At 61.4% G+C, this 13,849-nt stretch carries 16 protein-coding genes; 1 reads left to right on the forward strand and 15 read right to left on the reverse strand.

Annotation, left to right across the window (positions count from 1 at the left end; genetic code table 11):
* Positions 1 to 12: 12 nt before the first annotated feature.
* The 12 genes from rlmN to trmJ all read right to left on the reverse strand — a co-directional run bounded on the left by rlmN (position 13) and on the right by trmJ (position 9,053).
* Positions 13 to 1,158 (reverse strand): dual-specificity RNA methyltransferase RlmN, encoded by a 1,146-nt coding sequence (gene rlmN, locus N005_RS16590; protein WP_047702166.1) that lies wholly within the window; start codon positions 1,156 to 1,158, stop codon positions 13 to 15.
* Positions 1,159 to 1,185: 27 nt separating this feature from the next.
* Positions 1,186 to 1,611 (reverse strand): nucleoside-diphosphate kinase, encoded by a 426-nt coding sequence (ndk, locus tag N005_RS16595; protein ID WP_047702167.1) that lies wholly within the window; start codon positions 1,609 to 1,611, stop codon positions 1,186 to 1,188.
* 93 nt (positions 1,612 to 1,704) lie between these two features.
* The gene (iscX, locus tag N005_RS16600; protein ID WP_047702168.1) at positions 1,705 to 1,905 is read right to left on the reverse strand and encodes a Fe-S cluster assembly protein IscX; all 201 of its coding nucleotides are present in this window, start codon (positions 1,903 to 1,905) and stop codon (positions 1,705 to 1,707) included.
* A gap of 13 nt (positions 1,906 to 1,918) precedes the next feature.
* Positions 1,919 to 2,260: an ISC system 2Fe-2S type ferredoxin gene (gene fdx, locus N005_RS16605; protein ID WP_047702169.1), complete on the reverse strand. Its 342-nt coding sequence runs from the start codon at positions 2,258 to 2,260 to the stop codon at positions 1,919 to 1,921.
* A 3-nt stretch (positions 2,261 to 2,263) separates the two neighbouring features.
* Complete coding sequence (hscA, locus tag N005_RS16610) at positions 2,264 to 4,126, reverse strand: Fe-S protein assembly chaperone HscA (protein ID WP_047702170.1); 1,863 nt, start codon at positions 4,124 to 4,126, stop codon at positions 2,264 to 2,266.
* A 50-nt stretch (positions 4,127 to 4,176) separates the two neighbouring features.
* Positions 4,177 to 4,698, reverse strand: coding sequence for a co-chaperone HscB (hscB, locus tag N005_RS16615; RefSeq protein ID WP_047702171.1), 522 nt, complete (start codon positions 4,696 to 4,698; stop codon positions 4,177 to 4,179).
* Between the two features lie 8 nt (positions 4,699 to 4,706).
* Entirely contained in the window at positions 4,707 to 5,030 is a 324-nt protein-coding gene (gene iscA, locus N005_RS16620; RefSeq protein WP_047702172.1) for an iron-sulfur cluster assembly protein IscA, read from the reverse strand.
* Between the two features lie 23 nt (positions 5,031 to 5,053).
* A complete protein-coding gene (gene iscU / locus N005_RS16625) occupies positions 5,054 to 5,440 on the reverse strand; it encodes a Fe-S cluster assembly scaffold IscU (RefSeq protein ID WP_003185157.1) in 387 nt (128 codons plus the stop codon).
* A gap of 43 nt (positions 5,441 to 5,483) precedes the next feature.
* Entirely contained in the window at positions 5,484 to 6,698 is a 1,215-nt protein-coding gene (locus tag N005_RS16630) for an IscS subfamily cysteine desulfurase (RefSeq protein ID WP_047702173.1), read from the reverse strand.
* 50 nt (positions 6,699 to 6,748) lie between these two features.
* Positions 6,749 to 7,240, reverse strand: coding sequence for a Fe-S cluster assembly transcriptional regulator IscR (iscR, locus tag N005_RS16635; RefSeq protein WP_024777044.1), 492 nt, complete (start codon positions 7,238 to 7,240; stop codon positions 6,749 to 6,751).
* A gap of 264 nt (positions 7,241 to 7,504) precedes the next feature.
* Positions 7,505 to 8,281 carry a serine O-acetyltransferase gene (gene cysE, locus N005_RS16640; RefSeq protein WP_047702174.1) on the reverse strand — a complete coding sequence of 259 codons (777 nt, stop codon included), beginning with the start codon at positions 8,279 to 8,281 and terminating at the stop codon, positions 7,505 to 7,507.
* 1 nt (position 8,282) lies between these two features.
* Positions 8,283 to 9,053: a tRNA (cytosine(32)/uridine(32)-2'-O)-methyltransferase TrmJ gene (gene trmJ / locus N005_RS16645; RefSeq protein WP_047702175.1), complete on the reverse strand. Its 771-nt coding sequence runs from the start codon at positions 9,051 to 9,053 to the stop codon at positions 8,283 to 8,285.
* A gap of 144 nt (positions 9,054 to 9,197) precedes the next feature.
* On the opposite strand from trmJ, the gene suhB reads away from it, so the two are divergent.
* Positions 9,198 to 10,016: a type III secretion system regulator SuhB gene (suhB, locus tag N005_RS16650; protein ID WP_041023393.1), complete on the forward strand. Its 819-nt coding sequence runs from the start codon at positions 9,198 to 9,200 to the stop codon at positions 10,014 to 10,016.
* A gap of 346 nt (positions 10,017 to 10,362) precedes the next feature.
* Here the strand turns inward: suhB and N005_RS16655 are convergent, their stop codons facing one another.
* The 3 genes from N005_RS16655 to secD all read right to left on the reverse strand — a co-directional run bounded on the left by N005_RS16655 (position 10,363) and on the right by secD (position 13,821).
* On the reverse strand, positions 10,363 to 10,911 hold the full coding sequence (locus N005_RS16655) for a glycine zipper 2TM domain-containing protein (protein WP_047702176.1): 549 nt from the start codon (positions 10,909 to 10,911) through the stop codon (positions 10,363 to 10,365).
* A gap of 117 nt (positions 10,912 to 11,028) precedes the next feature.
* Entirely contained in the window at positions 11,029 to 11,943 is a 915-nt protein-coding gene (gene secF / locus N005_RS16660; protein ID WP_047702177.1) for a protein translocase subunit SecF, read from the reverse strand.
* A 9-nt stretch (positions 11,944 to 11,952) separates the two neighbouring features.
* Positions 11,953 to 13,821 carry a protein translocase subunit SecD gene (secD, locus tag N005_RS16665; protein WP_041023396.1) on the reverse strand — a complete coding sequence of 623 codons (1,869 nt, stop codon included), beginning with the start codon at positions 13,819 to 13,821 and terminating at the stop codon, positions 11,953 to 11,955.
* Positions 13,822 to 13,849: the final 28 nt, after the last annotated feature.

Genomic DNA, 13,849 nt, shown 5'->3' on the forward strand with positions numbered 1-13,849 from the left:
AGAGTTCCTCTCTTAGTGACCGTTCGAAGCGTTCTGCACATCGTCGGTGGCGTTCAACTCGCGCACGGCAATGTAGCGTTCGCTGCGACGGGTGCGATCCAGCACCTGCCCGACCAATTGACCACAGGCAGCATCGATGTCTTCGCCGCGGGTGGTACGCACGGTGACGTTGAAACCCGCATGATGAAGCTGATCCTGGAAGCGACGGATCGCGTTGTTGCTCGGACGCTCGTAACCGGAATGCGGGAACGGGTTGAACGGGATCAGGTTGATCTTGCACGGGATGTTCTTGAGCAGCTCGATCATCTCGACCGCATGCTCGACCTTGTCGTTCACATCCTTGAGCAGGGTGTACTCGATGGTCAGGACGCGTTTTTCGCCCAGGGCCGACATGTAGCGCTGGCACGAGTCCAGCAGCATCTTAAGCGGATACTTCTTGTTGATCGGCACCAATTGGTTACGCAATGCGTCATTGGGTGCGTGCAGCGACAACGCCAGGGAGACGTCGATGTGCTTGGCCAGCTCATCGATCATCGGCACCACGCCGGACGTGGACAGGGTCACGCGGCGCTTGGAAATGCCGTAGCCCAGGTCATCCATCATCAGGTGCATGGCGGACACGACGTTATCGAAGTTCAGCAGCGGCTCACCCATGCCCATCATCACCACGTTGGTGATGGCACGGTCGACGGTCGCCGGGACGCTGCCAAAGGATTTGTTGGCAATCCACACCTGGCCGATCACTTCGGCGGCGGTGAGGTTGCTGTTGAAGCCTTGCTTGCCGGTGGAGCAGAAACTGCAATCCAGGGCACAGCCTGCCTGGGACGAAACGCACAAGGTGCCGCGCTTGCCCTGGGGAATGTAGACGGTCTCGACGCAGCTGCCGGACGCCACGCGCACCACCCATTTGCGGGTGCCGTCGCTGGAAATGTCCTGGCTGACCACTTCGGGGCCGCGAATCTCGGCAACGGCCTTGAGTTTTTCACGCAAGGCCTTGCCGACATTCGTCATGGCGTCGAAATCGTCGACGCCAAAGTGGTGAATCCATTTCATTACCTGACCGGCACGGAAACGCTTCTCCCCGATTGAGTCGAAGAATTTCTCCATTTCCGGCTGGGTCAAGCCCAACAGGTTAATCTTGCCGATCGATGCAGTCATGGTCTCACCCTCACTCACAAGCTTTACTTAGCGAGCGGTTACTTCAGTAGCGGCGAAAAAGTAAGCGATTTCGCGGGCAGCAGCGGCTTCGGAGTCCGAACCGTGAACGGCGTTGGCGTCGATGGACGACGCGAAGTCGGCGCGGATGGTACCGGCAGCAGCTTCTTTAGGGTTGGTAGCGCCCATCAGCTCACGGTTGCGAGCGATGGCGTTTTCGCCTTCCAGCACCTGAACGACAACCGGACCGGAAGTCATGAACGCAACCAGCTCACCGAAGAAACCGCGCTCGCTGTGCTCAGCGTAGAAGCCTTCGGCTTCGGCCTTGGACAGTTGCTTCATTTTCGAAGCGACGACTCGCAGGCCGGCGTCTTCGAAGCGGGTAACGATCTTGCCGATCACGTTTTTAGCAACGGCGTCAGGCTTGATGATGGAGAAAGTACGTTGAACAGCCATGGGTGTAACTCCAGAAACGGTAATGTGCGAAAAATTAAACCCGCGAATTATACGCGGGTTATCGGGTATTGCCTAACTGCGTACAGCGCAGACTCAGTCTGCTTCTTCTATCCATGCGGCTTGAATGGCTTCAAGCACTTTCTCGCCCCCGCGAGCCGGATCGTCGCTGAACTCCGGCAATGCCAACACCCATCGGTGCAGATCGACGAAGTTCACGTATCGCGGGTCTACATCAGGCTTGGCCTCGGTCAGCTGGATCGCGATCTCCAGCACATCAACCCATTTCAGACTCATGTTGGTTCCCGGATCAGTGCGGCGCTTCGGCGGCGTGGTTGAGCGAGTATTTCGGGATCTCGACGGTCAGGTCTTCCGTACCGACGATGGCCTGGCAACCCAGGCGCGATTGCGCTTCCAGGCCCCAAGCCTTATCAAGGTAGTCCTCTTCCAGCTCGTCCGCCTCTTCCAGCGAATCGAACCCTTCACGGATGATGCAATGACAAGTGGTGCAGGCACAGACGCCGCCGCAGGCACTTTCCATCTCGATATGGTGTTCATGGGCGAGCTCGAGGATGGAAATCCCAGGTTCAGCCTCCACAACCATGCCCTCGGGGCAGAACTTCTCGTGGGGTAAAAAAATCACCTGCGGCATCTATTACTCCTCGATCTCATTCAGGTTACGCCCCGCCAGGGCGGCTTTGACCGTCGAATCCAGGCGGCGGGCGGCAAAGGCATCGGTGACTTGCGACAGACGCTTGGTCTGCTGCTCGATGGCATGACCATCGGTGCCTTTGATCAATTCGGATAATTCCTGCATCTGCAATTCGATGACCATGCGCTCTTCGGCGTCCAGCAGACGCTCGCCATCGGCTTCGAGGGCGCCTTGCACGGCTTCTATCAGGCGCTGGGCGTCGACCTGCTGCTCGCGCAGTACGCGAGCCACCTTGTCGTCGCCGGCGTACTGGAACGAATCCTTGAGCATCCGGGCGATTTCGCCGTCGGTCAGGCCGTAGGACGGCTTGACCTGAATGCTGGCCTCGACGCCCGAACCCAGCTCGCGGGCGGAAACATTGAGCAGGCCGTCGGCATCGACCTGGAAGGTCACGCGGATCTTCGCCGCGCCAGCGACCATGGCCGGGATGCCACGCAATTCGAAGCGCGCCAGGGAACGGCAGTCGCTGATGAGTTCCCGCTCGCCTTGCAGCACGTGGATCATCATGGCCGACTGGCCGTCTTTATAGGTGGTGAAATCCTGGGCGCGGGCGACAGGGATGGTGGTGTTGCGTGGGATCACCTTCTCCATCAGGCCGCCCATGGTTTCCAGGCCCAGGGACAGTGGAATCACGTCGAGCAACAGCAGTTCGCCGCCGTCGCGCTTGTTGCCGGCCAGGGTATCGGCCTGGATCGCGGCGCCGATGGCGACTACCTGGTCCGGATCGATTTCGGTCAACGGCTGGCGGCCAAAGGCTTCGGCAACGGCTTCGCGAACCCGTGGCACGCGGGTCGAACCGCCGACCATGACCACGGCCTTGACGTCTTCGAGTTCGACACCGGAATCGCGCACGGCGCGGCGGCAAGCCTTGAGGCTGCGGGCGACCATGGGTTCGATCAGCGCATCGAAGGCTTCGCGGCTCAAGGAGGCTTTCCAGTCGCCGTAGACGACCTCGACATTCGCGGCGTCGGTCAGGGCTTCCTTGGCGGCGCAGGCAGTTTGCAGCAGGTGACGTTGCGCACCCGGATCGAGGTCGGCGGACAGGCCCGCCTGCTCGATGATCCAGCCGGCGATGGCGTGGTCGAAATCATCGCCGCCCAGGGCACTGTCGCCACCGGTGGCCAGGACTTCGAAAACACCGCCGGTCAGGCGCAGAATCGAGATATCGAAAGTGCCGCCACCCAGGTCGTAGATGGCAACCAGGCCTTCGGCGTGCTGGTCCAGGCCGTACGCCACCGCAGCGGCGGTCGGCTCGTTGAGCAGGCGCAACACGTTGAGGCCGGCCAGTTTGGCCGCGTCCTTGGTGGCCTGGCGCTGGGCATCGTCGAAATAGGCCGGGACGGTGATGACCGCACCCACCAGCTCACCGCCCAACGCGGCTTCGGCGCGTTGACGCAGGACCTTGAGGATGTCGGCCGACACTTCCACCGGGCTTTTCGGGCCCTGCACGGTTTCGATGAACGGCATGTGGGACTCGCCGTCGACGAAGCGGTACGGCAGTTGATCGCCCAATTGCTTGACGTCGGACAGGCCACGCCCCATCAGGCGCTTGACCGAGACGATGGTGTTCAGCGGATCGGTCGCGGCGGCCAGCTTGGCCGACTCGCCCACTTCGACGCGGTCGGCGTGGTAGCGCACGGCGGACGGCAGGATCACCCGACCCTGCTCATCGGCCAGCGGCTCGGAAAGACCGCTGCGCAACGCAGCGACCAGGGAATTGGTGGTACCCAAGTCGATTCCCACAGCCAGGCGACGCTGGTGCGGTTGAGGACTTTGGCCGGGTTCGGCGATCTGCAGTAGGGCCATCGTAATCAGGACTTATCTGTAATCAGGCGTGCGACCGGAGCGGCACTGGGTTAATCGTCGAGGCGCTCTTCTAGCTGGCGCACTTCGTAGGTGAGCTTGTCGAGGAACTGCATGCGCCGCATCAGGCGTTCGGCCTGTTCGCGTTGCGCGGCATCGTTCCAGCAGGCTGCGAAGCTTTCGTTCAGGGTTTGCTGGGCGTCCTTCAAGCGGCGCTTGAACGCGGCGACACCCGCCAGGTCGGCACTGTCCTGCAGGTCTTCGAGCTCTTCGCGCCACTGCATCTGCTGCAGAAGAAACTCGGGATCGTGCACCGTGACTTCCAGGGGCAGCTCATGACCGCTGATGGCAAGCAGGTAGCGCGCGCGCTTGGCCGGGCTCTTGAGCGTCTGGTAGGCCTCGTTGAGGTTCGCGGACTGCTCGAGCGCCCGCCGCTGCTCGGCCTCGGAGGCGTCCGCGAAGCGGTCCGGATGGACGCCACGGGCCAGCTCGAGGTAACGCGCCGACAGCTCATCGAGATCCAGGCTGAAACCCGGCTGCATCTGGAACAAAGCAAAATGACAAGGAGTACCCACGAGCCGCCTCAGATGTTGAAGCTTTCGCCGCAGCCACATTCACCGCGAACGTTGGGGTTGTTGAACTTGAAGCCTTCGTTCAACCCTTCCTTGACGAAATCCAGCTCAGTGCCGTCCAGGTACGTCAGGCTCTTGGGGTCGATGATCACTTTCTGACCATGACTTTCGAACACCTGATCGTCTTCGCCGACTTCATCGACGAATTCCAGTACATAGGCAAGGCCGGAACAACCCGTGGTGCGAACACCCAGGCGGATGCCCTCGCCCTTGCCGCGCCCTGCAAGGGAGCGCTGTACGTGCCTGGCGGCTGCTTCTGTCATCTGGATAGCCATGGAAACTCCTTACCTGTCGCGGTTCAGATCAAGCCTTTCTTCTGCTTGTAGTCGCGAACGGCGGCCTTGATGGCGTCTTCAGCGAGTACCGAGCAGTGGATTTTCACTGGCGGCAAGGCCAGTTCTTCGGCCAGCTGGGTGTTTTTGATGGTTTCGGCTTCATCAAGGGTCTTGCCCTTCATCCACTCGGTGGCCAGGGAGCTGGACGCGATGGCCGAGCCGCAGCCGTAGGTCTTGAACTTGGCATCTTCGATGATGCCTTGCTCGTTGACCTTGATCTGCAGGCGCATCACGTCGCCGCACGCAGGGGCGCCGACCATGCCGGTGCCAACATCAGGATCCTGCGCATCCATCTTGCCGACGTTGCGCGGGTTCTCGTAGTGGTCGATGACCTTTTCGCTATATGCCATTTGCTTCAATCCTCATCAGTGGAGCCGCTCTGGTGGCGACTTCTCAGTGCGCCGCCCATTCGATTTTCGAGATGTCGACGCCGTCTTTGTACATGTCCCACAGCGGCGACAATGCGCGCAGCTTGGTGACGGCCTCGCAGACTTTCTGCGCGGCGTAATCGATTTCTTCTTCGGTGGTGAAGCGGCCGAAGGTGAAGCGGATCGAGCTGTGGGCCAGTTCGTCGTTGCGGCCCAGGGCACGCAGTACATACGAAGGCTCGAGGGACGCCGAGGTGCATGCCGAACCGGACGACACGGCCAGGTCCTTGAGCGCCATGATCAGCGACTCGCCTTCAACGTAGTTGAAGCTCAGGTTCAGGTTGTGCGGTACGCGAGCGGTCATGCTGCCGTTGACGTAGAGCTCTTCCAGATGCTCGACCTGCTTGTAGAAGCGGTCGCTCAGGGCCTTGATGCGCACGTTCTCGGCGGCCATGTCTTCCTTGGCCACACGGAAGGCTTCGCCCATGCCGACGATCTGGTGAGTCGCCAGGGTGCCGGAACGCATGCCACGCTCGTGACCGCCGCCGTGCATGGTCGCTTCGAGGCGAACACGCGGCTTGCGGCTCACGTACAGCGCGCCGATGCCTTTAGGGCCGTAGGTCTTGTGGGCGGAGAACGACATCAGGTCGACTTTGAGCTTCGACAGGTCGATGTCGACCTTGCCGGTGGACTGGGCCGCGTCGACGTGGAACAGGACGCCGCGGGAGCGGGTCAGCTCGCCGATGGCTTCGATGTCGTTGACGGTGCCGATCTCGTTGTTCACGTGCATGATCGAAACCAGGATGGTGTCTTCGCGCAGCGCGGCTTCGACCATGGCCGGGGTGATCAGGCCGTCTTCGCCAGGCTCGATGTAGGTGACTTCGAAACCTTCACGCTCCAGTTGGCGCGTAGTGTCCAGGACAGCCTTGTGCTCGATCTTGGAGGTGATCAGGTGCTTGCCCTTGGTGTGATAGAAGTGCGCGACACCCTTGATTGCCAGGTTGTCGGACTCGGTGGCACCGGAGGTCCAGACGATTTCACGCGGGTCGGCGTTGACCAGGTCGGCGACCTGGCGACGGGCGTTCTCGACCGACTCCTCGGCCTTCCAGCCGAACACGTGGGAGCGGGAGGCCGGGTTACCGAAGTTTCCGTCGACCAGCAGGCATTCACTCATTTTCTGCGCGACACGTGGGTCAACCGGGGTGGTCGCAGAGTAATCAAGGTAAATCGGCAATTTCATGGACTCTCTCCTAAATCAGGCTGGCTGGCGTTCCGCGTGCTCTGCGGCAGTCATTCGACGGCGGACGCTTCAATCTTGTCCAGGTGCGGCGCCTTGCCATTGCAACGGCGCTGGTCCTGACGCTGGGCTACTTCTTGCACCTCACGGCGGGTAACAAGGTCAGCCAAGCTGATACCGCTCAGAAACTCGTGGATCTGCAGGCTCAAGTCGCACCACAGATGATGGGTCAGGCAAGTATCACCGCCATGGCAGTCGCCCAACCCCTGACATTTGGTCGCATCGACCGATTCGTTCACCGCATCGATCACCTGGGCGACCTGGATGCCTTGCATGTCGCGCGACAGCTGATAGCCGCCACCGGGACCACGCACGCTGGACACTAGGTTGCTGCGGCGCAGCTTGGCGAACAGCTGTTCAAGGTAAGACAGGGAAATGCCCTGGCGCTCGGAGATATCGGCCAGGGACACCGGCCCGTGCTGCGCATGCAATGCCAGGTCCAGCATCGCGGTCACGGCGTATCGGCCTTTTGTAGTCAGTCGCATGGACAATTACCACGGAGTTCGGAATGGGGCGAGTATGCAATTCCCGAGTAATTAAGTCAACTATAAGACCTAGTGGAGCACTCGGGTTTACCCGCGAAAGAGCGCGCGCATGATAGCAAAGGGTGATTGCCGGGGACCAGCGATACCGCGTTATCGTTTATCGCGAGCAGGCTCGCTCCCACAAGGGATCCCTAGTGAGCACTCAATTGTGAGCACCACCGATCCTATGTGGGAGCGAGCCTGCTCGCGATGAGGCCGGCCGGGCTAGCCGACCTGGCTCTGATCCTTGTCCTTAACGCACGCGAAATCTTCCTCGCGCAGCTCAGGCAGGTCCTTGGCACAATAATTACTGCCCAGGTCCTTCAGGGCGCCGCACATCCCCTCCAGGCGTCCGTCGACGGCCTGCAGATGATCGAGCAGCTGATTGATAGCACGGGCGACCGGGTCGGGCATGTCTTCGCCGACACCGTAGGCGTCGAAACCGATCTTCTCGGCCATGGCCTTGCGCCGGGCGTCCTGTTCGTCATCGGACTTGACGATGATCCGCCCAGGAATACCCACCACGGTCGCGCCGGGCGGCACAGCCTTGGTGACCACGGCGTTGGAGCCGACCTTCGCCCCCGCCCCGACGGTGAACGGGCCGAGCACCTTGGCGCCCGCGCCGACCACCACGCCATCGCCCAGGGTCGGGTGGCGCTTGCCCTTGTTCCAACTGGTACCACCCAGGGTCACGCCCTGATACAGGGTCACGTCATCGCCGATCTCGGCGGTTTCGCCGATGACAATGCCCATGCCGTGGTCGATGAAGAACCGGCGCCCGACCTTGGCTCCCGGATGGATCTCGATCCCGGTGAGCCAGCGACCGAAGTTGGATACCAACCGTGCCAGCCACTTCCAGCCCAGGTTCCACAGGGCGCCGGACAGACGATGGATCCAGATGGCGTGCATCCCCGGATAGCAGGTCAGCACTTCAAAGGCGTTGCGCGCCGCCGGGTCACGATGGAAAACGCTTTGGATATCTTCACGCAAACGATCGAACATTTTAATCCTTCCGCTTAATCAGCTCGCCACGGGCCGCTTTCTGGGTTTCCGTGAGGATGCCGCGCAATATATTCATCTCCGCCCGGCTGACCGAGCTTCGTCCGTACAACCGACGCAGGCGCGCCATCAAATGCCGAGGTTTGTCCGGGTCGAGGAACTCGATGTCCACCAGGGTCTGTTCCAGGTGTTCATAGAATCGCTCCAGTTCGTCCATGGTCGCCAGTGTCTCACTGCGCGGCGACGTCGCCTCATATTTTTCGACCTTGCTCGGCTTGCCTTCGGCCGCCAGCCAGGCCATGCGCACTTCATAGCTCAACACCTGCACCGCCGCCCCGAGGTTCAAGGAACTGAACTCCGGGTCGGAAGGGATATGCACGTGAAAGTGACATCGCTGCAGCTCGTCATTGGTCAGGCCGGAGTCTTCACGACCGAACACCAGTGCGATTTCGATACCCTGCGCGGCTTCCTCGACCACTTTCGTCCCGCATTCGCGGGGATCGAGCAACGGCCAAGGGATGCGGCGGTCGCGAGCACTGGTGCCGAGCACCAGATTGCAGCCCGCCAGGGCGTCTTCCAGGGTGGCGACGACCTGCGCACCGGCCAGGATGTCACCGGCGCCGGAGGCCCGGGCGTCGGCTTCGTGATGGGGGAACAAGCGAGGCTCGACCAGCACCAGCCGCGACAGGCCCATGTTCTTCATGGCCCGCGCAGCTCCGCCGATATTGCCCGGATGGCTGGTATTGACCAGGACGACACGAATGTTCTGCAACAAGGGAGGCGCTCTCGAACACGACAAAGGGAGCAAATCTTACCTAAGCACCTACCGTTAAGCTATGAAAGCGAACGCCAACCTTCTCCTCGGAAAAGTTTCTGATAGAATGCCCGGCTTTCTTTAACAACCTTAGGTGACACATCCATGCAGCCCATGCTGAATATCGCGCTGCGCGCCGCCCGCAGCGCCAGTGAACTGATCTTCCGCTCCATCGAGCGCCTGGATACCATCAAGGTCGATGAAAAAGACGCCAAGGACTACGTGTCCGAGGTTGATCGTGCCGCCGAACAGAAAATCGTCGATGCCCTGCGCAAGGCTTACCCGAACCACTCGATCATGGGTGAAGAGACCGGTATGCACGCCGGCACCGGCATCGAGGGTGAAGAGTACCTGTGGATCATCGATCCGCTGGACGGCACCACCAACTTCCTGCGCGGCATTCCTCACTTCGCCGTCAGCATCGCCTGCAAATACCGTGGCCGCCTGGAGCACGCCGTCGTGCTGGATCCGGTTCGCCAGGAAGAATTCACCGCCAGCCGTGGCCGTGGCGCCCAACTGAACGGTCGCCGCCTGCGCGTCAGCGGCCGCACCAGCCTGGACGGCGCCCTGCTGGGTACCGGCTTCCCGTTCCGCGATGACCAGATGGACAACCTGGACAACTACCTGGGCATGTTCCGCGCCCTGGTCGGCCAGACCGCCGGCATCCGCCGCGCCGGCGCCGCGAGCCTGGACCTGGCTTATGTGGCGGCCGGTCGTTTCGATGCGTTCTGGGAGTCGGGCCTGTCCGAATGGGACATGGCAGCGGGCGCCCTGCTGATCCAGGAAGCAGGTGGTTTGGTCAGCGACTTTACCGGTGGCCACGACTTCCTTGAAAAAGGCCACATCGTTGCCGGCAACACCAAGTGCTTCAAGGCTGTGTTGACCGCCATCCAGCCACACCTGCCACACTCGCTGAAGCGCTAAGCGCCCCGGCCATAGAAAAGCACCCTACGGGGTGCTTTTTTTATGCCGTGTGGGAGCGAGCCTGCTCGCGATGGCGGCGGCGCAGGCGACATACAGGCAAGCTGACACGACGCTATCGCGAGCAGGCTCGCTCCCACAGGAGAACTGCGCCGGGCCGCGGCATCTTTGACTGCTGAAAATCCAATGTGGGAGCGAGCCTGCTCGCGATGGCGGCGGCACAGGCGACATAGAGGCAAGCCGACACTGCGCTATCGCGAGCAGGCTCGCTCCCACAGGGGATTGGGGTGAGCCAGGAACGCGGGCATAAAAAAAGCACCCCGAAGGGTGCTTTTTCAATTCATTCGAATTACTGGGCCGGTTGGTTCTGGCCCAGGATCAGTTGACCTTCCTTGTTCACCGGGATCTGGTTGCCCGGGTCGCGATCCATGCGGACTTTGCCTTCCTTGCCGTCGAGCATGTAGCGCACGTCGTAGCCGACCACTTTGTCGCTGATGTCATTGACAGTGTTGCAGCGCGTTTGAGTGGTGGTGTAGGTGTCACGCTCCTGCATGCCTTCCTGAATCTTGTTACCGGCATAACCGCCACCGGCTGCACCCGCCACGGTGGCGATTTTCTTGCCGGTGCCGCCGCCGATCTGGTTACCCAACAGGCCACCCGCCACGGCGCCCAACACAGTACCGGCGATCTGATGTTGATCCTGGACCGGCCGCTGCCGGGTCACGGTGACGTCCTTGCAGACCTCACGCGGGGTTTTGATCTGAGTCTTGACCGGCTCCACTGCCAGTACTTGCGCATACTCAGGACCACTTTTCACCAAGCTGTAGGTGGCGACCGCACCACCGGCAGTTACACCGACAGCACCCAATACCGCACCAACCAGCATCGATTTGTTCACTTGAACCTCCTGGGTATCACCAGCGGAATAATCCGCGCTTCTCCCAGCCTTGGAGCAAAAAAAAAGGCGCGAGTTCAACTCGCGCCTTTTCAGCGGTGACGGGCGGGGCAACGAGCCTTACGGGCGGTCGTCCACCTGTGTCTCGGTGGCCGCCGGAGGAATAAGGTCCTCGGAGCTCAGGTTCAGCCAGATCAGCACCACGTTGGCGATGTAAATCGACGAGTAGGTACCCGCCAATACACCGACAAACAGCGCAATGGAGAAACCGAACAGGTTGTCGCCACCAAAGAACAGCAGCGCGGCAATCGCCAGCAAGGTGGAGATCGACGTCGCCATGGTCCGCAGCAGGGTCTGGGTGGTCGAGATGTTGATGTTCTCGATCAACGAGGCCTTGCGCAGCACGCGGAAGTTCTCACGCACCCGGTCGAACACCACGATGGTGTCGTTGAGCGAGTAACCGATGATCGCCAGTACCGCCGCCAGCACCGTCAGGTCGAAGGTGATCTGGAAGAACGACAGGATACCCACCGTCACGGCCACGTCGTGGATCAGCGAGACAATGGCGCCCACCGCGAACTTCCACTGAAAGCGGAAAGCCAGATAGAGCAGGATGCCGCCCAGCGCCATCAGCATGCCAAGGCCGCCCTGGTCGCGCAGCTCTTCACCCACTTGCGGACCCACGAACTCGACGCGCTTGACCTTCGCCGGGTTGTCGCCACCGGCCTTCTGCAAGGCATCGGCAACCTGGTGACCCAGTTGCGGGTCTTCACCCGGCATGCGCACAAGCAGGTCGGTAGTTGCACCGAAGCTCTGCACGATGGCTTCGTGGTAGCCGGACGTTGCCAGCTGCTCACGCACCTTGGTCACGTCGGCCGGACGCTCGTAGGTCAGCTCGATGAGCGTACCGCCGGTGAAGTCCAGGCCGTAGTTCAGGCCCTTGGTGGCCCAGCTGAACAACGCCAGCACGGTGAGGAACAATGTGACGCCGAACGCAACGTTGCGAACGCCCATGAAGTTGATTGTACGTAACATGGCAGCCCCTTAAATCCACAACTTCTTGAAGTCACGACCGCCAAAGATCAGGTTGACCATTGCGCGGGTCACCATGATGGCTGTGAACATCGAGGTAAAGATCCCGAGGGACATGGTCACTGCGAAGCCCTTGACCGGGCCGGTGCCCATGGCGAAGAGAATCCCGCCGACCAGCAACGTGGTCAGGTTGGCGTCGAGGATCGCGGTGAATGCCCGGCCGAAGCCTTCGTTGATTGCCCGCTGGATCGACATGCCCGCGGCGATCTCTTCACGTATCCGCGAGAAGATCAGCACGTTGGCGTCCACCGCCATACCCATGGTCAACACGATACCGGCGATACCCGGCAGGGTCAGCGTAGCGCCCAGCAGCGACATCAGGGCCAGCAGCATCACCATGTTCACCGCCAGCGCGACGGTGGCGATGATGCCGAAGAAGCGGTAGATGGCGATGATGAACAGGGACACGAACAGCATGCCCCACAGCGACGCATCGATACCCTTGGTGATGTTGTCCGCACCCAGGCTCGGGCCAATGGTGCGCTCTTCAGCGAAGTACATCGGTGCGGCCAGGCCACCGGCGCGCAGCAGCAGGGCCAGCTCGGAGGACTCACCCTGGCCGTTCAGACCGGTGATGCGGAACTGGCTGCCCAATGGCGACTGGATGGTCGCCAGGCTGATGATCTTCTTCTCTTCCTTGAACGCCTGCACCGCGACGTCTTTCTCGACGCCGTCGACCACTTGCTTGGTATAGGTGGTGACCGGCTTCTGCTCGATGAAGATCACCGCCATGCTCCGACCGACGTTGCTGCGCGTGGCGCGGCTCATCAGTTCGCCGCCGTGGCCGTCGAGGTGGATGTTCACCTGTGGACGACCGTGCTCGTCGAAGCTCGCCTTGGCATCGGTGACCTGGTCACCGGTGATGATCAGGCCGCGCTCGATCTGCGCCGCCGGGCGGTTGCCCTCACGGAACTCGAAGCTCTCGGAAGTGGCCTTGGACGCACCCGGCTCGGCCGCGAGGCGGAACTCCAGGTTGGCGGTCTTGCCGAGGATACGCTTGGCTTCGGCGGTGTCCTGCACACCCGGCAGCTCGACCACGATGCGGTTGGCGCCCTGGCGCTGCACGATCGGTTCGGCCACACCCAGCTCGTTGACCCGGTTACGCACGGTGGTCAAGTTCTGCTTGATGGAGTATTCGCGGATTTCCGCCAGCTTGGCCGGGGTCATCGCCAGACGCAGCACCGGTTGACCATTGAGGTCGGCCGGCACAATGTCGAAATCGTTGAAGGTCTTGCGGACCAGCGCACGGGCCTGTTCGCGGGTATCTTCATCGCTGAAGCCCAGCTGAATGGCACCGTTGAAGGCCGGCAGGCTGCGATAGCGCACGCGCTCCTTACGCAACAGGCTCTTGACGTCGCCTTCGTAGACTTTCATCCGCGCGTCGAGGGCTTTGTCCATGTCCACTTCCAGCAGGAAGTGCACACCGCCGGACAAGTCCAGGCCCAGCTTCATCGGATGCGCGCCGAATTTGCGCAGCCATTGCGGGGTGGTCTGGGCCAGGTTCAGGGCCACGACGTATTCGTCGCCCAATGCCTTGCGCACCACGTCCTTGGCCGGCAACTGGTCTTCAGCCTTGACCAGGCGCAACAGGCCGCCCTTGCCGTTTTCGGCAACGGACGCAGCCTTGACTTCGATACCGGAGGTCTTGAGGGCCGCGCTCGCACGGTCCAGATCCGCCTGGGTGACCTGCAAGGCAGTGCTTGCGCCACTGACCTGAATGGCCGGGTCATCCGGGTAGAGGTTGGGAGCGGAATAAATCAGACCGACCGCCAGCACCGCCAGGATCAGTACATATTTCCACAGAGGGTATTTGTTCAGCATCACGCCGCCCGCTTATGACGCGGGGCGC

The sequence above is a fragment of the Pseudomonas mediterranea CFBP 5447 genome (genome assembly GCF_000774145.1).
Lineage (GTDB): Bacteria > Pseudomonadota > Gammaproteobacteria > Pseudomonadales > Pseudomonadaceae > Aquipseudomonas > Aquipseudomonas mediterranea.

Coding starts and splice junctions, on each gene's coding strand:
- hscA (WP_047702170.1), bottom strand. CDS start 4,126: ATGGCCCTACTGCAGATCGCCGAACCCGGCCAAAGTCCTCAACCGCAC.
- N005_RS16630 (WP_047702173.1), bottom strand. CDS start 6,698: ATGAAATTGCCGATTTACCTTGATTACTCTGCGACCACCCCGGTTGAC.
- fdx (WP_047702169.1), bottom strand. CDS start 2,260: ATGCCGCAGGTGATTTTTTTACCCCACGAGAAGTTCTGCCCCGAGGGC.
- ndk (WP_047702167.1), bottom strand. CDS start 1,611: ATGGCTGTTCAACGTACTTTCTCCATCATCAAGCCTGACGCCGTTGCT.
- suhB (WP_041023393.1), top strand. CDS start 9,198: ATGCAGCCCATGCTGAATATCGCGCTGCGCGCCGCCCGCAGCGCCAGT.
- cysE (WP_047702174.1), bottom strand. CDS start 8,281: ATGTTCGATCGTTTGCGTGAAGATATCCAAAGCGTTTTCCATCGTGAC.
- secD (WP_041023396.1), bottom strand. CDS start 13,821: ATGCTGAACAAATACCCTCTGTGGAAATATGTACTGATCCTGGCGGTG.
- iscA (WP_047702172.1), bottom strand. CDS start 5,030: ATGGCTATCCAGATGACAGAAGCAGCCGCCAGGCACGTACAGCGCTCC.
- rlmN (WP_047702166.1), bottom strand. CDS start 1,158: ATGACTGCATCGATCGGCAAGATTAACCTGTTGGGCTTGACCCAGCCG.
- secF (WP_047702177.1), bottom strand. CDS start 11,943: ATGTTACGTACAATCAACTTCATGGGCGTTCGCAACGTTGCGTTCGGC.
- iscR (WP_024777044.1), bottom strand. CDS start 7,240: ATGCGACTGACTACAAAAGGCCGATACGCCGTGACCGCGATGCTGGAC.
- iscU (WP_003185157.1), bottom strand. CDS start 5,440: ATGGCATATAGCGAAAAGGTCATCGACCACTACGAGAACCCGCGCAAC.
- iscX (WP_047702168.1), bottom strand. CDS start 1,905: ATGAGTCTGAAATGGGTTGATGTGCTGGAGATCGCGATCCAGCTGACC.